Origin of the sequence: Variovorax sp. PDC80 (assembly GCF_900115375.1) — a bacterium.
GTDB lineage: Bacteria > Pseudomonadota > Gammaproteobacteria > Burkholderiales > Burkholderiaceae_C > Variovorax.
In genome coordinates this window covers 246,897-267,275 of record NZ_FOWG01000007.1, presented here as the reverse complement: position 1 = coordinate 267,275, position 20,379 = coordinate 246,897, and the positions used below count along the sequence as shown (strand labels likewise).

Below are 20,379 nucleotides of genomic sequence, written 5' to 3'. Positions count from 1 at the left end.
CTCGCCCGGCCCCGCCCGTCATGCCAGGAAAGCCCGGGTGCCCTCGGCCTGCTGGAGGACCCAGCGGCAGAAGCCGTCGACCTCGGGGCGGCCGACCGCATTCGGATTGACGACCATCCAGTAAGCGCCCGGGCCCGCGGTCCGGAACGCCTCGCCGAACACCTCGTGCAGCTCGTTGCGTCGTAGCAGGTCGGCCACCAGCGGCAGCCGCGCCAGCGCCAGCGCGTGGCCCGCCACTGCGGCCTGCACCTGCTGGTAAGTGAAGTTCAGGTGCATCCAGTTGCGCGGCTCCAGCTCGGCATGGTTGTGGATGCGTAGCCAATGTCGCCAGCTCGCGAGCCCGGCCGAGGCATAGGCGTCGTCCTCCTCGACCAGCGTGTGCAGTGCAAGGTCGCCGACGCTCTTCAGCGGTGGCGCATCGCCGAGCTCGATCTGCCGCGCGAAGACCGCGCTCATGACCGGCGTCAGCGACTCGTTGAACAGCCGCGTGGCACCGGCGGGCGCGAACTTGGGCGCGCAGTAGCGCAGGAACACGTCCGTGTCGGGACTCTCGATCGGCGCCATCGCATCGCTCGACGAGACACGGATGTCGATCTCGGTGTTCTCGCGCTGGAACTGCTCCAGCCTCGGCAACAGCCACAGCGAGGTGAACGAGGCGAAGGTGCTGACGGTGACGCGCGCCTTGGCGCTCGGCGAGCGGATCTGGCGCACGGCCTCGTCGAGGCGGTCGAGCATCGGGAACAGGGCCTTGACCAGCACCCGGCCCTCGGCGCTCAGCTCGACCGAGCGCGTGCTGCGCGCCAGCAGCGTCGCGCCGACGTCGCTCTCGAGTGCCTGGATCTTGCGGCTGACGGCCGACTGCGTCAGATGGAGTTCCGCCGCCGCGGCATTGAAGTTGAGATGCCTCGCGACCGCGGCAAAGGCGCGCAGGGGTCCGATCGATAGAGGTCTTTGACGGTCCATGGAAAGAGTGATGGCACCGCATCGCGAGACGGATTGGTGCACGCAGGACTCTACGCAAGAACACCGCACCGGGTGCGACGCGCGGCGCAATTGTGAGTTGCGTGTGCCGATGCATCGAATCGATCCGTCAAACCTAAGATTTCTTCGCCAGCCCGAGTCAAGGGCTGTTCTTTCAATTCAATGCAACCGATTCGAGGTCTCTCCATGAAATTCGCAATCTTCGTTTTCTCCGATCCCAAGGCCGGTGAAGAAGCCATGGGGCGCCTCTTCAATGCGCTCGCGACCGCCTACGACTTCAAGCAGCGCAACGTCGAAGTCGCCATCTATTTCCAGGGCACCGGCACGCGCTGGGCCGGCGTGGTCGGCAATGCCGACCACCCGGTGCATGGCCTCTACAAGGCCGTGGAGGACAAGGTCGCGGGCGTTTCCTGCGGCTGCGCCGATGTCTTCGGTGCGCGCGAGGACGCCATCAAGAACGGCTTCGAACTGGTGACCGGCAACGACGTGCCGGGCACGTCCGGACTGCCGAGCATCGGCGCCCTGACGGCCGATGGCTTCACCGTCCTGACCTTCTGATCGACCGATGTGACCGTCGCCGCGCCTAGAGCGCGGCGATCTCCTTGCGCAGCCTCGGGCCCACCAGGTCGATGAAGCTTCGCACCCTGGACGAGCCGAATCGGCTCTCGCGATGCAGCAGGTGGATAGGCAGCGAGCCGCTCGCGTAGTCGACCAGGATCGCGCGAAGCTCGCCGCGGCGCACCTTGTCGGCCACCTGGTAGCACGGCAGGTTCACGATGCCGATGCCGCGCACGGCCGCATCGATGGCGGCGTCGCTGCCGATCACATCGAGCACCGGCCTGAGCTTGACCGAGAAGGCGTTGTCCTTCGACTTGAACTTCCAGACCGCCACCTGGGCCGACACCTCGGCCGCGATGATCCTGTGCTTCTGCAGATCCATCGGATGCACCGGCTCGCCGTGCTTCTCGAGGTAGGCCGGCGAGGCATAGCTCAGCCTGCGCACCTGGCCGACCTTCAATGCCTTCATGCCCGAATCGGGCAGCTCGGCGATGCGGATGGCCACGTCGAAGCCTTCGTCGATCAGGTTCACGGTGCGGTCGAGAAAGATCGCCGAGATCTCCATCTCGGGATAGAGCGCCAGGTATTCCTTGATCAGCGGAATGATGAAGAGCCGGCCGAAGACCGTCGGCGCGGTGATCCGCAACTGGCCGCGCGCGACGATGTTGGCGCCGATCACGGAGGCCTCGGCCCGCTCCACCAGCTGCAGCACCGCGCGGGAATCCTCGAGATACCGCTGCCCGCTCTCGGTGAGTGCCAGCCCCCGGGTGTTGCGCTGGAAGAAGGCGACGCCCATCTTCGACTCGAGGTGGTTGATGGCGCGCATGGCCGCGGCGGCCGAGATGTCGAGCCGCCGCGCGCCGCCGGCCAGGCTTTGTTCCTCGCCGACGGCGACGAACACCGTCATCAAATGAATGTCATCCATGGCACCACCATTGTCCTGGCTCGACCGTCCTGCGTCGTGCGCAATTATCAATTGCGGTCCGTCTGCTTTCCGGTCGCCGCGTCGATCGGCACAATTTTTTTCCAATGACCGTTCTCGAAGGCATCGATCCATGACGACCAGCGACACCCTGTTCCACGAAGGCGAATTGATGGCCCAGCGCAACGCGGGCGAGAGAGACATCGCCGTGCGCAACGGCGCGACCGTGGGCCGCACCATCATCCGGGGCGCCTTGCCCTTCGTGCGCCAGCAGAAGACGGCCTACGCCGCCAGCCTGGATCCGAACGGACAGGTGTGGGCCTCGATCCTGCTCGGCGAGCCCGGCTTCCTGGCTCCCAGCGACGACGCGGCCATGCTGTCGGTCGACCTGGGCCAGGTCGCGAAACTCAATGCGGACCCGTTCTGGGAGAACATCCGGCACGACGCGCGCATCGGCCTGCTGCTGCTGGAACTGCAGAGCCGACGCCGGCTGAAGATCAACGGCGAGGCCCATCTGGAGGGCGAGCGGCTCGAGGTCCAGGTGACCAAGTCCTTTCCCATTTGCCCGCGCTACATCCACCGGCGCGAGATCGTGCTCGCGGACGCGGGCGAGGCGACACCCTCCTCGACCTCCAGCCGGGGCAACGAACTGGGTCCGGCTCAACTCGAACTGATCGCGGACGCCGACACCTTCTTCCTCGCATCGGCGCATGCCACGCGCGGCGCGGACTGCTCGCACCGCGGGGGTCCGCGCGGCTTCGTGCGGCATGCGGGCGATGGCGTGCTGAGGATTCCCGACTACAACGGCAACAGCATGTTCAACAGCTTCGGGAATTTCCTGCTGAACCCGCAAGCGGGCCTGACCTTTCCCGACTACGAGCGGCGCCGCGTGCTGCAGCTGGCCGGCACGGTCGAGATGATGTGGAACCAGGCCGACCCCCAGGGCCTGACGGGCGGCACCGGCCGGTTCTGGGAGTTCAAGCCCTCGCACTGGATCGAGAGCGAACTGCCGGCGACGCTGCAGACGAAGTTCATCGAGTTCTCGCCCTTCCTGCCCTCCTTGCCCGAGGTGAACTGAGCATGCGCCTCACCGTGACCCGGGCCGAGCCGTTGGCGGACGGCGTGCGCCTGATCCGGTTGCAGGATCCCGCCGATGCGCCGCTTCCGCGCTTCGATGCCGGCGCGCACATCGAACTGAGATTCGAAGTCGATGGTCAACACCTGCTGCGCAAGTATTCGCTGGTCTCCGACACCGGAGCGTTCGACCGCTACGACATTGCGGTGAAGCGCAACGACAACGGGCGCGGCGGCTCGCGCTTCCTGCACGACGTGCTGGCCGTTGGCGACACGCTGGAAGTCTCTATGCCGATCCATGCTTTCGGCATTGCGCCTGCCGCCAGCCACCACGTGCTGATCGCCGGCGGTATCGGCATCACGCCGATGCTCGGCATGGCATCGGCGCTGAAGCAGCGCGGTGCCTCCTACGAACTTCACTATGCGGCCAGGCACGACCGGGAGATGGCCTTTCGCGACCGGCTGCTCGACGATGGGCACGACACGCTGTTCCTCTACGCGACGCGGCAAGGAGAATCCCCGCGGCGCATGGATGTGCGAGGGCTGCTGCAGCCTCATCTGCGCGACGAAGGCGCTCACTTCTACGTCTGCGGTCCGGCGAAACTCATCGACGATGTGCGCCTCGCGGCCGTGGCCCATGGTGTTGCGTCGTCGCGCATCCACTTCGAGAGCTTCGGGCCCGCGTGGAGCGCCGCCGACACGAAGGTCCGGCTCGCATTGACCGAATCGGGACTCGAACTGGAAGCCTCGCCCGGAACCACCTTGCTCGATGCGGTCGAGGCCGCGGGCGCGTGGATCCCGTCGGACTGCAGGCGCGGCGAATGCGGTGCCTGCATCGTGAGCTACAGCGGCGGCACGCCGATCCACCGTGACAACTGCCTGACACCGCAGCAGCGCACGCATTCGCTGTGCCTGTGCGTGTCCTGGGCCGAGCCGGGCGACAGGCTGGCCCTTCGGGTGTGAGGCCGCCCCTCAGTTCAACGCCTTGCTGCCGCGCAGGCGGTGCACCAGCAGGTCGATGAACGCGCGGGCGCGCGGCGATTCACCGCGCTCCTTCTCGTAGACGACATGGACCGGCCAGGGCGGCTCCTCGTGGTCCGGCAGCACGATCGCCAGGCGGCCGGCATCCAGATGCGCGGCGACCTGGTAGGAGAGCAGCTGCGTGATGCCGCTGCCGAGCACGGCGGCCTCGAGGGCCGCATCGTTGGTGCCGACGATCAGCCGAGGCGCGAGGCGAAGCGCGACGCTCGTGCCCTTGGACCTGAACTTCCATTCGTTGCCTGGAGACAAAGGCGCAGCCATCACGACCGCATGCCGATCGAGTTCCGAGGGATCGCGCGGCGTGCCATGCGCCTTCAGGTAGCCCGGCGATGCGCAGAGAACGCGCCGGACCTGCCCCACACGGATGGCCTCGAGGCCGGTGTCGGGAAGAAAGCCGATGCGGATCGCGACGTCCATCCCCTCTTCGCGAAGATCCACGATGCGGTCGAGGAAGTAGCCCGAGATGCTCATCCGGGGAAACTGCTCGAGGTAGGCATCGATGCAAGGCATCACGTGCGAGATGCCGAACAGCGCGGGCGCCGTGATGTTGAGATGCCCCTGCACGGCGCTGTTCACGCCGCGCGCCGCCTCGGCCGCGTCGGCGAGCTTTGCGAGGATGAGCCTCACGTCCTCGAGGTAGCGATGCCCGACATCCGTGAGCCTCACGCTGCGCGTGGTGCGCAGGATCAACTTCACGCCCAGGTGTTCCTCGAGGCTGGCGATCGCGCGCGTGACGGCGGGCGCCGACATTCCCAGGCGTCGCGCCGCGGCGGCGAAGTTCTGCGCTTCGGCCACCGCGAGGAACACGGTCATCAGGTGCGCGCGATCCACTGCGGTTGCTACGGTTGTGGTGTCTGTGGGGAGGGCCGGGCCATTCTACGTTTCGAAGCGGACGGTCCTTCCCCTCGACAGGCCTCGCCGGCAATGGCCAGTCGCCGCTCATCGATTCCCGATCCGCATCAATGGGCGCGCGCGATGCAAACAACTCGATAGTCGCGTGGCGCATTCGGAAAGAATGAGCCATCGAATGCGGTGCGCATCACCGCGCGATTCAACCCAGGATCGAATCCAGCAATGCAATCACCCCCTCTCTCCCTCGCGACCCGCGCCATCCACGCGGGCTACGACGCCTCGGCGCACCAGGGCGCGCTGAACCCGCCGATCTTCTGGTCCTCGACCTTCGCCTTCGACTCGGCCGAGCAGGGCGCCGCGCGCTTCGCGCAGGAAGAGCCGGGGATGATCTATACGCGCATCACCAACCCGACCGTGCAGCTGCTCGAGGAGCGCCTCGCATCGCTCGAGGGCGGCGAGGCCGCGCTCGCCTTCGGCTCCGGCATGGGCGCGATCTGCACGCTGATGTGGACCTTGCTGAGGCCGGGCGACGAGCTGCTCGTCGACCTCACGCTCTACGGCTGCACCCATGCCCTCGTGCACCACCTGCTGCCCGACTTCGGCATCGTCACGCGGGTCGCGGACTTCACGCAGCCGGGCGAGCTGGCGGCCCATCTCAACGCGAGGACCAAGCTCGTTCTGTTCGAGACGCCCGCGAGCCCCCACATGCGTGTCGTCGACATCGCGGCGGTGTCGGAGATGGTCCATGCGCACAGCACGGCGTTGGTCGCGGTCGACAGCACCTATTGCACGCCCTACCTGCAGCAGCCGCTGAAGCTCGGCGCCGATGTCGTGGTGCATTCGCTCACCAAGTACATCAACGGCCATGGCGACGTGATCGCGGGCGCGCTGGTCGGCACCCGGGCCTTGATGTCGACGCTGCGCTTCGTGGGCATCAAGGAGCTGACGGGAGCCTGCATGTCGCCGATGGATGCCTACCTGATCCTGCGCGGCCTGAAGACGCTGCCGGTGCGCATGGACCGGCATTGCGCGAACGCGCAGCGCGTCGCGGAGTTCCTCGAAGCCAGGTCCGAGGTGGCGCGCGTGAAGTTCCCGGGACTGCCCTCGCATCCCCAGTACGCGCTGGCACGGCGGCAGATGTCGCAACCGGGCGCGGTGATCGCGTTCGACATCCACGGCGGACTCGATGCCGGACGGCGCTTCATCAACGCACTGCGCCTGGTGACGCGCGCCGTCAGCCTCGGCGATGCCGAGAGCCTGGCCCAGCATCCCGCGAGCATGACGCACGCGACCTACACGCCCGAGGAGCGCGCGCAGCACATGATCGGCGACAGCCTGATCCGGCTGTCGATCGGGCTGGAGGGGATCGAGGACATCCTCGAGGACCTGCGGCAGGCGCTGGAAGCGTCGCCCGCCGGCTGAGCGGCCCTAGGCCACGCGCGCCAGCAAGCCCCGCACCTCCTCCGGCCGCGGTATCGGCGCCACCGCCCCGAAGCCCGTGGTCGTGAGCGCCGCCGCCGCATTGGCATAGCGCACCGCCTGCGCGATCGCGTCGCCCGCGGCCAGCCGCGCGAGCAGCGAGCCCGCGAAGCAGTCGCCGGCACCGGTGGCATCGACCGCCCGCACCGCATGGCCCGCGATGCGCTCGCGCGACGACGGCGTGGCGAGCACCGCGCCGGCCTTGCCGAGTTTCAGCACCACGGTGCGCGCGCCGGCCTCGAAGCACCAGTCGAGGATGGCGTCTTCGCCGTCGAGGCCGGTGAACTGCTGCGCATCCTCGATGCTCGGCAGGAACAGGTCCGACAGGCCCACGGTCTCGCGGATCACGGCGCGGGCGCGCGCCAGCGGCCAGAGCTTGAGCCGCAGGTTGGCGTCGTAGCTGACCTGCACGCCCTTGGCGCGCGCGATGGCGATGGCTTCGAACACGGTGTCGCAGGCGCTCGCGCTGATGGCCTGGCTGATGCCCGACACATGGAGGAAGCGCGCGCCCTCGATGGTGCCGCGCGGCAGCCCGGCCGGCACCATGCGGCTGGCGGCGCTGCCGGCGCGCAGGTAGCTGAAGGCATGGCCGTCGCCGTCGTGCGTGACGAAGTACATCGCGGTCGGCGCCTGCGCATCGCGCGCCACGCCGTCGGTGGCCACGCCCTCGGCGCGCCACAGGGCCATCAGCGCGTCGCCCCAGGTGTCGCTACCCACGCGCGTGAGGTAGGCGGTGCGCGCGCCCTGCCGGGCGGCGGCGATGATGGCGTTCGAGGTATCGCCGCCGAAACCTTGCAGGTAGTTGGGCTCGCCAGGGCGGACCTGGTTGAACTCCACCATCGGTTCGCCGAGCGCGACGATCTGCGCCGCGCCGGTGGCTTCAGATGCGGCCATATTTCGCCAGCCCCTTGCGCAGCGAGCGCTCGGCCACGATCAGCTTGGCCTGCTCGAGCTCGCGCTGGTCGATCTCCTGCGCCATCGCGAGCACGGCCTCGGCATGGGCGAGCGGCACGATCACCACGCCGTCGATGTCGGCCACCACGATGTCGCCCGGGTGCACCATCACGCCGCCGATCATGGTCGGCACGCCCGAGCTCAGGGTCTTGTGGCGGCCCAGCGTGGTGCCCGGCGAGACGCTGCGCGCGAACACCGGGAAGTCGTAGTCGCGGCGGATCTCGGCGATGTCGCGCACGCCGCCGTCGAGCAGCGCGCCCGCATGGCGGTTGGCGAAGGCGCCCGCGGTCATCAGGCCGCCCCAGACGGCAACGTCGCTCTCGCCGCCGATGCCGATGCAGATCACGCTGCCCTCGGGCGCCTCGTCGATCAGGTCGAGCGCATGCTGCGGCGGCACGAACTCGTCGGTCGGCACCTCGATCACGGTGGCGGCCGGGCCGACCACGCGCTTGTCGTTGATGCGCGGCTTGATTTCGTGGTCGAGGTAGCCGCGCTTGCCGGTGACCTTGTCGACGGCATCGGCGACCGAGGCGGTCGCGACCTTCTCGAAGGCGGCGATCAGTTGCTGGGTGTCCATGGATCTCTCTCCTTGTGTATGTATGCGATGGGCTGGATGACGGCGAATGGCGGGCAGGCTCCCGCCCGCCCTCCTCGCGGAGGGCGGCGAAAAAGCGAATCAGGGGTTCAGGCGCTCACTGCGCGGCCTTGGCGATCTCCTCGCGCGCCTGCTTCATCAGCGCGGCGCCGATCTGCTCGGTGAACTTCTCGTGCACGGGCTTGACCTTCTCGCGCATGCGGTTGGCCTCGGCGGCCGGCAGGTCGACCACCTGCAGGCCGTGCTTCTTCATCTGGTCGACCAGCTTGCGCGTCTCCTCGCGGTTGATCTGGCGCTGGTAGGTGCCGGCATCGACCGCTGCCTTGCGCACCACATCGCGGTCGGCCTCCGAGAGCTTGTCGAACCACTTCCTGCTCGCCAGCACGATGTAGGGCGTGTAGCTGTGGGCGCTCAAGGTCAGGTACTTCTGCACTTCGTAGAACTTGCCCGACTCGATCAGGCCCAGGCCGTTCTCCTGCGCGTCGACCGACTTGGTCTCGAGCGCACCGTAGAGCTCGGTGTAGGGCAGCGGCAGCGGGTTGGCGCCCAGGGCCTTGAAGGTCTCGATGTAGACCGGGTTCGGGATCACGCGGATCTTCAGGCCCGCGATGTCCTCGAGCTTGTTGACCGGGCGACGCGAATTGGTGAGATGGCGAAAGCCGTTCTCCCAGTAGGCCAGCCCCACCAGGCCATGGGTTTCGAGCTTCTGGAACAGCGACTGGCCGACCGGGCCGTCGAGCAGCGAGTCGGCCTCCTTGAAGCTGGAGACCAGGAACGGCAGGTCGAGCAGCGCGTACTCCTTGACCACGCCGACCAGGCCCGAGGTCGGGCCCACCATCAGTTCCTGCACGCCGCCCTGCAGCGCCGACTGCATCTGCGCGTCGGTGCCGAGCTTGCCGCTGCCGTAGGTGTTGACGTTGATGCGGCCGCCGGTGCGCGTCTTCACCAGTTCGGAAAAGCGCTTGGCCGCCAGGCCCTGCGAGTTGTCGTCGCTGGCGCCGTAGCCGAACTTGCCGGCCTGCGCATGGGCCAGGCCGAGCGCCGCGGTGGCCGCGAGCGCGACGATGATCTTCTTGAGCATGCTTGTTGTCTCCTTGTTGGATGAATGAACGGTGTCAGCGGAACCAGGTGGCGGGCACGAGGACCAGCGCGGGGAACAGGATCAGCAGCAGCAGCACGACGAGCTGCGCCGCCATGAAGGGCATGACGCCGCGGATCGCGTCGTCCATGCGAATGCGCGCCACGCCGGCCACCACGTTGAGCACCGTGCCCACGGGCGGCGTCACCATGCCGATGGCGTTGTTGATGATGAACAGCACGCCGAAGTAGATCGGGTCGATGCCGGCCTCCTTGATGATCGGCATCAGCACCGGCGTGAGGATCAGGATGGTGGGCGTGAAGTCGAGCGCGGTTCCCACCAGCACGACCACCGCCATCAGCACCAGCATCAACAGCGTCTTGTGCTCGATGAAGGGCTGCGCCAGCGCCACGATCTGGTCGGGGATGTTGGCCACCGTGATGAGCCAGGCCGACACCAGCGAGGCCGCCACCAGGAACATGATGATGGCCGAGGTCATGGCCGCGCTCAGCAGCGCGCGGTAGAGGTCGCGCAGCGACAGCGCGCGGTAGACCACGGTGCTCACGAACAGCGCGTAGGCCGCGGCCACCACGCCGGCCTCGGTGGGCGTGAACACGCCGAGCTTGAGACCGAAGATGATGATCACCGGCAGCCCCAGCGCCCACAGGCTGCGCAGCACGGCCACGCCGATCTCGGGCAGGCTGCGGCGCGGCGCCGGCTGCACCGTGCCGCGGCGCGAGAGCCACCACCAGGTGACGATCAGCGAGGCGCCCATCATCAGGCCCGGCACGATGCCGGCCATGAACAGCTTGGTGATCGACAGGCCCGCGGCCACGCCGAACACCACGAAGCCGATCGAGGGCGGGATCACCGGCGCGATGATGCCGGCCGCGGCGATCAGCCCGCTCGAGCGGCCCACGTCGTAGCCGGCATTGCGCATCATCGGGATCAGCAGCACCGCCACCGCCGCGGTGTCGGCGATGGCCGAGCCCGAGACGCTGGCCAGCACCAGCGCCGTGAGCACCGCCACGTAGCCCAGGCCGCCGCGGATGTGGCCGATGACGGCCATCGCGGCATCGACGATGCGCCGCGACAGGCCGCCGAGGTTCATGATCTCGCCGGCCAGCAGGAAGAAGGGCACCGACATCAACAGGTAGTTGTCGGCGCCGTCGACCAGCTTCTGCGCCAGGATCTGCACGTCGAAGCTGTTCATCTGCAGCATCAGCGCGACGCCGCAGACCATGAGGGCGAACGCGATCGGCATGCCCAGCGTCATGGCGCCGAGCAGCGATGCGATGAAGGTGAAGACGGTCATGGAGTGGCCTCTGTCCTTGCGCTCAGTCGGCGGCGCGGTCTTCGCTCTCGCGCACCGTCACCAGCTGCGCGTCGCTGAGGTCGCCGCGCAGTGCCTGCCAGAGGTTGGCCAGCAGGGTGATGCCCATCAGCACCGCGGCCACCAGCCCGACCAAATAGACCGCTGCCACCGGGATGCCCGAAACCGGCGCGTGGTTGTCGAGGTTGACGCGGGTCTGCTCCCAGCAGCCCAGCCACAGCATCACGATGCAGCCCAGCATCAGCAGATGGCTCAGGACGAAGAAGGCCAGCTTGCCCGCATGCGGCAGCCGGCTGACCACCGTGTCCATGCCCAGGTGCGTGCCCTGGCGCAGCGCGACGATCGAGCCGATGAAGGTCAGCCAGACGAACAGCATGCGCGACACCTCCTCGGTGAAGGTGATGCCGGTGTCGAACACATAGCGCAGCACCACGTTGGCGAACACCATCAGCGACATCACGGCCAGGCCACCCACGAGCGCGTGCTCGAACCACCGGTAGAGCCGGTCCATTGCTGCATTCATCTTGTCTCCTGTTCTATGGCAACAAATATATCAGATGCCAGATATGGAACGCCAGAGATCAGATCCGGTATTTCCCGAGGGCCGGTCCTGTTAGGATCGCGCATGGCCCCGCCCCGTCAATCCGCCCTCTCCGTCAAGGTCGAGCGGCCCAAATCGCTCACCGAACTCGCGATCGACCAGATCCGCGCCGCCATCGTCAGGGGCGAATTGGGGTTCGGGGAGGCGTTGTCGGAGTCGGTGCTGGCGGCCACGCTGGGCATCAGCAAGACGCCGGTGCGCGAGGCGCTGCTGCACCTCAAGATGGAAGGGCTGGTCGAGGTCCATCCGCAGCGCGGGACCTTCGTGTTCCAGCTCGGCGAGGCCGAGGTCGCGAACATCTGCCGCTTCCGCTCGATGATCGAATGCGAGGCGCTGGCCGACGGCATGGAGCACCGGCCCGAGGCGCTGATCCAGGCGCTCGAGAAATGCCTGGACGACATGGCCGCCGCCTTCTCGAAGCAACAGCACGACGAGTTCCCGCGCCTGGACACCGAGTTCCACAACGCCATCATCGAGAGCTGCGCCAACGGCTACATCCAGTCCGCGTACACGCTGGTGGCGGCGCAACTCACGGCCCTGCGCTACCGGCTGCCGGCCGAGAACAGCCAGGTCACGCACTGCCAGGACAACCACCGCGTGGTGGTCGACGCGATCCGCGCCAACGACGCGGCGCGCGCACAGGCGATCCTGCGCGAGCACATCCAGAGCACGGAGCAGGCTTATCTGATCGCCTGCCGCAACATGGTGGCGCCGGCGCGCGGCGATCGCGCGGCCGTCTAGCAGGCCGCCAGCTTCTCGGTCATTTCGTCCCTGGGGCCCGGCGCCTCGCTGGGCGCGTGCATTGCATGTCCCTCGGACGACCGTGACACATCCAACAGGCGATTCGGCCAAATAAGAAATATCACCAGTTCATTTCCTCCAATTGGCACAGTTCGTGCAGACTTTTTCGGAAGTCAACAGGGAGAGTAAATGAACAATGATTCACGGATTCGGTCTGAAATAATCCCAGGGCGACATTCTTTTTTCAGAATCAAAGCATCGCGCTTTCGCCAACGCACAGAAGTCTTCGCTGCACCTTCTGTTCCGTTGCACCCCGACTCCCTTCTCTCGATGCCATCGGGCTTGCCATGCCCCGGCATCGCCATGCCCAGCTCGCCGCATTGCCGGTTGCAAAGGGCCTGTCGCCTAGAGCGATAACCCAAAGATTGTCGAGATTCGGTGCTCATGGAAAGAGTGCCGATACGTGACGTTCGCGCGGCCATTTGCAATGCAAATGGCAGCTCGTGACCGACACGTGGGTGAACGCCGCATGACAGATCGGCCGTTCTTCTTTTGCCTTTAGGGAAACAACACAAATGCTTAATAGAAGCTTAATTCGAACCATCTTCATGGCTTATTCAGCCGCCGCGCTGGCGGCATGTCGCGTCGGGATCGGCGCGCTCGGTTCACGACCTGTCCGGGCCAGCGAAGCCGGCGACTGAGCTCGCCTCCACCGACCACACAAGGGAATGTCGAAATGAAAAAGAATGTCGAAGCGTCGAACACCGCAACGAACAAGGGCCGAAGGCTGACAGCGCGAGGACGCCGGATCGCCGGAGCCACCGCGGCGGCTCTGCTCGTCGGCGCCTGCGGCGGCGGGGACGGTACCTCCTCCGTTGTCTACCTGCCCGTGGCAAACGCACCGCAGACCATCACGCAAGAGCCACCTCCCGGGCCGATCCCGGCGCCGGTGCCGCTGCCCGATGTGGGGCCTCAGTTCGAGAACTCCCCGACGGGCGTGCCGTACCCCAAGCTTGCCGGCCTCTACCCCGGGCACGACGGCCCCACCGTCGAGAACGGCATGGTGCTGCCGTGGCTCTCTCCGAACCGGGAACCGTTGAAGTTCAGCGTCAAGGTCCAGACGGCGCTCGATACCGACAACAACGGCAAACCCGATCGCCTCGCGCTGCGCATCGTGCAACCGGCGGAAGTGGCCGATGGGTTGAAGACACCGGTGATCGTTCGGCCGTCCTTCTACTACGGGGACCCGGCCTACGTCGGGAAGCGACAACCCTTTCTTGGCGAAGATCAGTACCTGCGAATGGGCTACACCGTCGTCTACGCCGACACGATCGGGACCTACCAGTCGGAGGGTTGCGCCAGCATCATGGACAGCGCGGAGCGTCAGGCCATGGCCGACGTCGTTCGCTGGCTGGCGAGCGATCCGTCCGCACAAGGCTTCGACGAGAACGGTGCTGCGGTGACCGCGGCCTCCTGGTCGACGAACCACGTCGCCATGGAAGGGATTTCCTACGGTGGGACCCTGCCCATCATGGCCGCCGCGATGGGGGTCACCGGACTCGAAGCCATCGTTCCGGTGGCTGGCATCAGCAATGCCTACGACTATTTCTCACGGTACAACGGTGTGGTCCCCGACGAGCTCGGCGTCATCACTCTCAACGGCTATGCCCAGATATACAACGATCAAAGCCCGCCGGCCGAATGCACCGCCAGCTTTGCCAAACTGGACGCGGGGGTCGACGACGAAACACTCGCCTACACCGACTTCTGGAAAGAACGCAATACGCTCGCACTGGCGGGCAACATCAAGGCCGCGACGCTCATCTCGCACGGTCAGAGCGACAACAACGTCAAGACGAAGAACGCCGTTCAGTTGTATCAATCGCTCCATCGGATGAAGAAGCCGGTGCAACTGTGGTTCCATGCCAAGGATCACGACGATCCGGCCTGGCAGAAGGAATGGCAGAAGCAGATCATGCTGTGGTATTCGCGCTATCTCTTTGGCGTGAACAACGGCGTCGAGGCCCAGCCGACCTATGTGCGGGAAACACCACCCGGAGACAAGGTTGCCGGAGACCTCGGCGGCGAGCCGCGGACCGACTTGAGCGACACACTGACAGGTCACTGCAATCAGCCTGGCTCCGGTGCTCACAACCCGAGGGATTGCGTCACCTCGGGCGGAATCATGGTGAAGGAAGACGCCTGGCCGGCAACGAAGACGGTTTCGTACTACCTGCATCGCAACGCCGCCTCGGACACGGGTCTTCTGTTGACGCCGGACGCCGGGGAGGGCTCAGCAGGAGAACCCTTGACGCTGAGTTATGGCGCCGACAGCGGGAGCTTCGTGTCCCGGCCTCTCGTGAATGCAACCCGCTTTGCCGGCACGATCTACGTGACGACAACCGTCAAGCTCTCCAACGGCGTCAGCAATCTCAAGGCAAAGCTGTTCGTCGATGGACAAGCGGTGACCTGGGGCTGGGCCAATCCTCGCTTCCACAAGTCCCTCGAGAAGCCGGAGACCATTGCGCCCGATACGGCCTACAAGGTCTCGCTGGAGATGATGCCGCGCGACTTCACCGTCTTGCCGGGCAGAAAGATTTCCGTGGTGATCGAGGGGTACGACAACTGGGGCGGTGAGACGGTCTCGCTGGACCTGGCCAACACGACCCTGGACATGCCGCTCGTACCGAAGGCGAATCCCGTTGCCGTGATGAAGCTCAACTGACAAGGTGTGAAGAGGCCTGCACGCAGCGGGCGGGGCCATGGCGACATGGCCCAACCCGAATCATCGAAGTTGGTCCAATGGGAGGGGAAGTCGCGGCCGCACACTGCCCGGGTCCTTTCATCGACTTCATCCCCATGACCGCCACCCCGATCATTTTCCGCCCCGTCGATTCCGACGCGGACCTCCTCGCCTGCTACCCCATCGTGCGGCAACTGCGCCCGCACCTCGCGAGCCCCGAGGCCTTCCAGCAGGCCGTGGCCGAGCAGCGCCGCGAGGGCTACCGCATGCTCGCGGCCTGGCAGCACGATGCGCCCCGCGGCTTCGCGGGCTACCGCTTCCAGCGCAACCTGATCCACGGGCGCTTCCTCTATGTCGACGACCTCGTGACCACGCAGGACGAGCGCAGCAGCGGCGTGGGCAGCGCGCTGCTCGGCGCGCTGAAGGCACTGGCGCGCGAGGCCGGGTGCACGCGCCTCACGCTCGATACCGGCATGGACAACGCGCTGGCGCAGCGCTTCTACTTCCGCAACGGCCTGCTCGCGCGCGGGATGCATTTCGGATTCGATCTGCGATAGGGCCTGCCTGGCTGTCAGCCGATCGCGTACGCCATCGTTGCCCATGGGCTGACGATCGCGCGACACCGGAGCTCTACAACCGGGAGCTGTTCCAGGTTCAACGAAGGAGAGTTCCGGATGTCACAGACGAACAAGGCCATCCTCGAGCAGGCCAACGCGGCCATCGTCGAGGGCGACTACGAAGGTTTTTTGAGTGCCTGCACCGACGACACGAAGTGGACCTTCGTGGGCGAACAGACGCTCGACGGCAAGGAAGCCGTTCGCCAGTGGATGGCCCAGACGTACAAGGAGCCGCCGAAGTTCGACGTGCATCGGCTGGTCGCCGAGGGCGACATCGTGGCGGCCATCGGCGAGATCACGCTGAAGGACGAGGCCGGCAAGGCGACCCATCACAGCTACTGCGATGTCTGGCGCTTTCGCGACGGAAAGCTGGCCGAGCTGCATGCCTTCGTGGTCGAGACGGGAAGCACCGCATGACCTCCACCGTTCGACATCGCCGCATCCAGGTCGGCAACGTGGACACCTTCTACCGCGAAGCCGGCCCGCCGGATGCGCCGGTCGTGCTGCTGCCGCATGGCTACCCGTGCTCGTCCTACGAGTTCCGCAACCTGATGCCTCTTCTCGGGGACCGCTGGCGGCTCGTCGCGCCCGACTATCCGGGCGCGGGGTACAGCGCCACGCCCGACGACTTCGACTACAGTTTCGATGGCTATGCGCAATTCCTCGACCGCTTCGTGAAGACGCTGGGCCTGTCGCGCTTCGCGCTCTACCTGCACGACTTCGGCTCGCCGATCGGCGCGCGGCTGGCGATCATGGCGCCCGAGCGCATCGTGGCGCAGATCATCCAGAACGGCGACATTCCCTACGAGGATGCGCTGGGCCCGAAGTACGCGGAGATCGAGGAGACCTGGACCTTGCCCGAGGCCGAGATGCGCGCCCGACTGGCGAAGGCCATCGACGAGGAAACCTTCAAGGAGGAGTTCCTCAATGCGCTGGACGACGAGCGCGCCGACCGGATTCCGCCGGACCTGTGGAAGCTGCACTGGTCGCTGGTCACACCGAAACGCAAGGAGGTTGCGATCGACCTGATCGCGGGCCTCAAGCAGAACCGCGCGTGGTTTCCCGCGCATCGCCAGTACCTCGCGACCCACGAGCCGCCGACGCTGATCGTCTGGGGGCCGCACGATCACTACATGCCCGAGAAGTCGGCGCGCGCCTATCTGCGCGACCTGCCGCAAGCCGAACTGCATCTGCTCGATGGCGGGCACTGGCTGCTCGAAACGCACCTCGAGGAGGTGTCGGGCCTGATGCGCGACTTCCTGGGCAGGGTGCACGCCTGAGCCGGATCAGGCGCTGGCGTGGAGCACCCTGAAGCGATCGGGCTTCGAGGGATCGCGCTCGACCACCTGTACCGGCGGCCAGGCCCATTGCAGAACATCGATGCCCGGCACGCGCGAGAACCGGAGCGGGCCGCGGCTGCTGTCGAAGGTCCTTTGCGACCACGCTTCGGCGATACCCTCGCGCCGCGCACCGTGCGATCGCATCGCCTCGGCGAGCACGGTGATCGTGTCGTGGCCCTCGAAGGCGACGAACGAAGGCGCCACACCCAGTCGCTCGCGCAATGCCGCTTCGATGCGCATGGCTGACGAACCGAGGTGCTCGGGCAGATAGCGAAGAAACGGAATCGCCGCGCCATCCACGCCCAGCGCCGCCATCCATTCGGCGAACTCGGGTTGCCCGGCCGGCGCGCCGATCCGCATGCCGGCAAGGCGCGGGTCATGGCGCACGGCCTTGACGATGGGCACGGCCGGCTCGGGATGGCCGGCCAGCATCAGGACGGCCGTCGCGCGCTGCTCGAACAGCTGGTCGCACAGTGCCGCGGGCGACAGCGCTCGCGCATCGAGCTCGATCAACATGCCGTCGCGCGCGGCCAGGTGCTCGCGCAGGATGCCCGTGCCCGCCGCCCAGTAGACGCTGGCATCGGCCGCGACCGCGATGCGGCGATGGCCTTCGCCGAGCAGGAAGTCCGCATAGATCCGCCAGCCATGCGACTGCGCCGGCGCCAGCCGCGCCACCCAGGGCGTCGGCTGTTCGCACAGTGCATCGAGCACCGCCGACGCGCAGAGGAACGGCAGGCCGAGCGCATGCGCGCGCGCGGCCGCCGCGCGGGCGACCACGCTGTGGTACTCGCCCGCCAGCGCCACCACGCCGAGGCGGGCCAGTTCGTCCACGGCGGCCATGGCCTTGTTCGGATCAGCCGCGGTGTCCCTCACCACCAATCGAAGCGGCCTGCCCGCGATCCCGCCTGCCTCATTGATCTCGAGGGCGGCCAATTCCATGCCCGCCAGCAGATGCTCGCCCGCCTCGACCCAGCCCGGCCGGCTCAGCGGCGCGAGCGCGCCGATCTCGATCGCGGAAGAACGCATCAGCCGCTCAGGCGAAGCGCTTGGCGCCCGCCACGCAGAACACCACGACCACGGTCGAGGCGATCATGGTCCAGGCCACCGGCTCGCCGAGCAACAGCCCGGCCAGCAGCAGGCCGAAGAAGGGCTGCAGCAATTGCAGTTGCCCCACGCCCGCGATGCCGCCGAGCGCCAGGCCGCGATACCAGAAGACGAAGCCGATCATCATGCTGAAGACCGACACGTAGGCGAGGCCGGCCCAGGCCGGCGCGCCGATGCGGTCCCAGGCATGCGGCAGGGTGAACAGCGCGATGGCGGCCATGAGCGGCAGCGACAGCAGCAGCGCCCAGCAGATCACCTGCCAGCCGCCGAGGCGGCGCGAGAGCGTGGCGCCTTCGGCATAGCCGAGTCCGCACACCACGATGGCCGCGATCATCAGCAGGTCGCCCTGCAGGCTGCCGCCGCGGCTGCCATGCAGCGCGAAGCCGGCCACCACAGCGGCGCCGACGATCGAGAACAGCCAGAAGGCGGGCCTGGGCCGCTCGCCGCCGCGCAGCACGCCGAAGATCGCGGTCGACAGCGGCAGCAGTCCGACGAAGACCACCGAATGCGCGGCATCGATGTGCTGCAGCGCGAGCGCGGTCAGCAGCGGGAAGCCGACGACCACGCCGATCGCCACCAGGGTCAGCGGCACGAGGTCGGCCCGCTTGGGCCGCGCCTCGCGCAGCGCGAGCAGGAACACCGCGCCCAGCAAGGCGGCGATCACCGCGCGCGCGCCCGTCAGGAACAACGGCGAGAAATCGGCCACGGCCACGCGCGTGGCGGGCAGCGAGCCGCTGAAGATGAGCACGCCCAGCAGGCCGCTGCCCCAGCCGGCGGAATGTCGTCGAGATCCTTCGCTTGTCATCCCCTCAGCGTATCGGCACGGCGCAAGGGAAGGAAGGCACAGAGGCATACAATTTCGCCAAACTGTATGGCTCGACCTGTCCATACAGTCACCAGGAAGGCGACGAGGATGAGCGGTGTGAAGGCGACGATGCGGACCGATGCGCTGATGGACGCGGTGCGCGCCAAGATCGCGAACCGCGCCCTGGTGGAAGGCGATCGCCTGCCCTCGGTGCGCAGCTTCGCCGAGACCATGGGCGTCTCGCCCTCCACCGTGGTCGAGGCCTACGACCGCCTCGAGGCCGAGGGCGTGATCCGCGCGCGGCGCGGCTCGGGCTTCTACGTGACCGGCGCCAACCTGCCGCCGATGGCGCTGGCCGAGATGGGCGCGCCGCGCGAACGCGACGTCGATCCCTTCTGGGTCTCGCGCCAGTCGCTGGATGCCGATGGTTCCTTCCTCATGCCGGGCTGCGGCTGGCTGCCGGCCGACTGGATGCCGCATGCGGCCCTGCGCAAGGGCCTGCGCGCACTGAGCCGCGCCGACGACGCGCTGCTGGCCGACTACGGCAGCACGCGCGGCGCGCTCGCGCTGCGCCGCCTGCTGCTGGCGCGCCTGGCCGACGAGGGCATCGCCGCGACGCCCGAACAGCTGCTGCTGACCACCTCGGGCACGCAGGCCATCGACCTGATCTGCCGCCTGCTGCTGCGGCCCGGCGACACGGTGCTGGTGGACGACCCCTGCTACTTCAACTTCCAGGCGCTGCTGCGCGCCCACCAGGCCAGGATCGTGGGCGTGCCGTTCACGCCCACCGGCCCCGACGTCGCGGCCTTCACGCAGGCGCTGGCGCAGAACCCGCGGCTCTACATCACCAACTCGGCGCTGCACAACCCCACCGGCGCCACGATCTCGCCGCAGACCGCGCACCGCGTGCTCGGCGCGGCCGCGGCGCAAGGGATGACGATCGTCGAGGACGAGGTCTTCGCCGACTTCGAGCCCTCGCCCTCGCCGCGGCTGGCGGTGCTCGACGGACTGCAGCGCGTGATCCGCATCGGCAGCTTCTCCAAGACGCTCTCGGCCTCGGTGCGCTGCGGCTACATCGCCGCGCGCCGCGACTGGATCGACGGGCTGGTCGACCTGCAGGTGGCGACCCAGTTCGGCGGCCCGAGCCCGGTGGCCACCGAACTGATCGCCGGCGTGCTGGCCGGCGGCAGCTATCGCAAGCACATGGACGAGGTGCGCCAGCGCCTCACGCGCGCGCGCAAGGACGCCACCGAGCGCCTGGCCGCGCTGGGGATCAAGCCCTGGCTCGCGCCGCGCGGCGGCTTCTACCTCTGGTGCCGCCTGCCCGATGGCCTCGACTCCGCGGTGCTGGCGCGGCGCTGCATGGAACAGAAGGTCGTGCTCGCGCCCGGCAATGTCTTCAGCGTCTCGCAGACGGCGGGCTCGTTCGCGCGCTTCAATGTCGCGCAGCTCGGCGACCGGCGCGTGTTCGGCATCCTCAAGGAGGCCATGAAGGACAGCATGCCGCCGCGCCCTGCGACGGCCAGGCGCAAGCAAAGCGCGGCCCTGTGAGAATCCATCA

The 20,379-nt window shown here is 67.3% G+C and carries 20 protein-coding genes; 10 read left to right on the top strand and 10 right to left on the bottom strand.

The features are described 5' to 3' along the window. Positions 1 to 18: 18 nt before the first annotated feature. Positions 19 to 963 carry a LysR family transcriptional regulator gene (locus tag BM109_RS21370; protein ID WP_093346752.1) on the bottom strand — a complete coding sequence of 315 codons (945 nt, stop codon included), beginning with the start codon at positions 961 to 963 and terminating at the stop codon, positions 19 to 21. Positions 964 to 1,167: 204 nt separating this feature from the next. Here BM109_RS21370 and BM109_RS21365 point away from each other — a divergent pair, with 204 nt between their 5' ends. Next, the gene (locus BM109_RS21365; protein WP_093346748.1) at positions 1,168 to 1,539 is read left to right on the top strand and encodes a DsrE family protein; all 372 of its coding nucleotides are present in this window, start codon (positions 1,168 to 1,170) and stop codon (positions 1,537 to 1,539) included. Positions 1,540 to 1,564: 25 nt separating this feature from the next. On the opposite strand, the gene BM109_RS21360 is transcribed toward BM109_RS21365, so the two are convergent. After that, on the bottom strand, positions 1,565 to 2,464 hold the full coding sequence (locus tag BM109_RS21360; protein ID WP_093346745.1) for a LysR family transcriptional regulator: 900 nt from the start codon (positions 2,462 to 2,464) through the stop codon (positions 1,565 to 1,567). A gap of 130 nt (positions 2,465 to 2,594) precedes the next feature. Here BM109_RS21360 and BM109_RS40835 point away from each other — a divergent pair, with 130 nt between their 5' ends. After that, complete coding sequence (locus tag BM109_RS40835; protein WP_177239425.1) at positions 2,595 to 3,539, top strand: pyridoxamine 5'-phosphate oxidase family protein; 945 nt, start codon at positions 2,595 to 2,597, stop codon at positions 3,537 to 3,539. 2 nt (positions 3,540 to 3,541) lie between these two features. After that, positions 3,542 to 4,498 (top strand): PDR/VanB family oxidoreductase, encoded by a 957-nt coding sequence (locus tag BM109_RS21350; RefSeq protein ID WP_093346742.1) that lies wholly within the window; start codon positions 3,542 to 3,544, stop codon positions 4,496 to 4,498. A 9-nt stretch (positions 4,499 to 4,507) separates the two neighbouring features. Here the strand turns inward: BM109_RS21350 and BM109_RS21345 are convergent, their stop codons facing one another. Next, complete coding sequence (locus BM109_RS21345) at positions 4,508 to 5,407, bottom strand: LysR substrate-binding domain-containing protein (protein ID WP_093346740.1); 900 nt, start codon at positions 5,405 to 5,407, stop codon at positions 4,508 to 4,510. A 243-nt stretch (positions 5,408 to 5,650) separates the two neighbouring features. On the opposite strand from BM109_RS21345, the gene BM109_RS21340 reads away from it, so the two are divergent. Further along, positions 5,651 to 6,850 (top strand): trans-sulfuration enzyme family protein, encoded by a 1,200-nt coding sequence (locus BM109_RS21340; protein WP_093346737.1) that lies wholly within the window; start codon positions 5,651 to 5,653, stop codon positions 6,848 to 6,850. Between the two features lie 6 nt (positions 6,851 to 6,856). On the opposite strand, the gene BM109_RS21335 is transcribed toward BM109_RS21340, so the two are convergent. From BM109_RS21335 to BM109_RS21315, 5 genes are all read right to left on the bottom strand, one after another. Beyond that, entirely contained in the window at positions 6,857 to 7,801 is a 945-nt protein-coding gene (locus tag BM109_RS21335) for a sugar kinase (RefSeq protein WP_093346735.1), read from the bottom strand. Continuing rightward, positions 7,788 to 8,438, bottom strand: coding sequence for an RraA family protein (locus BM109_RS21330; RefSeq protein WP_093346731.1), 651 nt, complete (start codon positions 8,436 to 8,438; stop codon positions 7,788 to 7,790). The genes BM109_RS21335 and BM109_RS21330 overlap by 14 nt, the downstream gene beginning before the upstream one ends. Positions 8,439 to 8,553: 115 nt before the next feature. Continuing rightward, complete coding sequence (locus BM109_RS21325; RefSeq protein ID WP_093346728.1) at positions 8,554 to 9,537, bottom strand: TRAP transporter substrate-binding protein; 984 nt, start codon at positions 9,535 to 9,537, stop codon at positions 8,554 to 8,556. Between the two features lie 34 nt (positions 9,538 to 9,571). Then, positions 9,572 to 10,849 (bottom strand): TRAP transporter large permease subunit, encoded by a 1,278-nt coding sequence (locus BM109_RS21320; protein ID WP_093346726.1) that lies wholly within the window; start codon positions 10,847 to 10,849, stop codon positions 9,572 to 9,574. A gap of 22 nt (positions 10,850 to 10,871) precedes the next feature. After that, complete coding sequence (locus BM109_RS21315) at positions 10,872 to 11,390, bottom strand: TRAP transporter small permease (protein WP_093346722.1); 519 nt, start codon at positions 11,388 to 11,390, stop codon at positions 10,872 to 10,874. A gap of 102 nt (positions 11,391 to 11,492) precedes the next feature. On the opposite strand from BM109_RS21315, the gene BM109_RS21310 reads away from it, so the two are divergent. The 5 genes from BM109_RS21310 (at position 11,493) to BM109_RS21290 (ending at position 16,849) form a co-directional block, all read left to right on the top strand. Then, a complete protein-coding gene (locus BM109_RS21310) occupies positions 11,493 to 12,209 on the top strand; it encodes a GntR family transcriptional regulator (RefSeq protein WP_177239424.1) in 717 nt (238 codons plus the stop codon). A gap of 955 nt (positions 12,210 to 13,164) precedes the next feature. Next, positions 13,165 to 14,934 carry a CocE/NonD family hydrolase gene (locus BM109_RS21305; RefSeq protein WP_177239433.1) on the top strand — a complete coding sequence of 590 codons (1,770 nt, stop codon included), beginning with the start codon at positions 13,165 to 13,167 and terminating at the stop codon, positions 14,932 to 14,934. Positions 14,935 to 15,068: 134 nt separating this feature from the next. Further along, entirely contained in the window at positions 15,069 to 15,509 is a 441-nt protein-coding gene (locus tag BM109_RS21300; RefSeq protein ID WP_093346714.1) for a GNAT family N-acetyltransferase, read from the top strand. A 117-nt stretch (positions 15,510 to 15,626) separates the two neighbouring features. Next, positions 15,627 to 15,986: a nuclear transport factor 2 family protein gene (locus BM109_RS21295; protein WP_093346711.1), complete on the top strand. Its 360-nt coding sequence runs from the start codon at positions 15,627 to 15,629 to the stop codon at positions 15,984 to 15,986. Beyond that, the gene (locus BM109_RS21290) at positions 15,983 to 16,849 is read left to right on the top strand and encodes an alpha/beta fold hydrolase (RefSeq protein WP_093346709.1); all 867 of its coding nucleotides are present in this window, start codon (positions 15,983 to 15,985) and stop codon (positions 16,847 to 16,849) included. Before BM109_RS21295 ends, BM109_RS21290 begins: the two co-directional genes overlap by 4 nt. A gap of 6 nt (positions 16,850 to 16,855) precedes the next feature. On the opposite strand, the gene BM109_RS21285 is transcribed toward BM109_RS21290, so the two are convergent. Continuing rightward, a complete protein-coding gene (locus BM109_RS21285) occupies positions 16,856 to 17,935 on the bottom strand; it encodes an ABC transporter substrate-binding protein (RefSeq protein WP_093346705.1) in 1,080 nt (359 codons plus the stop codon). A gap of 7 nt (positions 17,936 to 17,942) precedes the next feature. After that, on the bottom strand, positions 17,943 to 18,818 hold the full coding sequence (locus tag BM109_RS21280) for a DMT family transporter (protein ID WP_093346702.1): 876 nt from the start codon (positions 18,816 to 18,818) through the stop codon (positions 17,943 to 17,945). A gap of 108 nt (positions 18,819 to 18,926) precedes the next feature. Here BM109_RS21280 and BM109_RS21275 point away from each other — a divergent pair, with 108 nt between their 5' ends. Next, positions 18,927 to 20,369, top strand: coding sequence for an aminotransferase-like domain-containing protein (locus tag BM109_RS21275; protein ID WP_256222697.1), 1,443 nt, complete (start codon positions 18,927 to 18,929; stop codon positions 20,367 to 20,369). Positions 20,370 to 20,379: the final 10 nt, after the last annotated feature.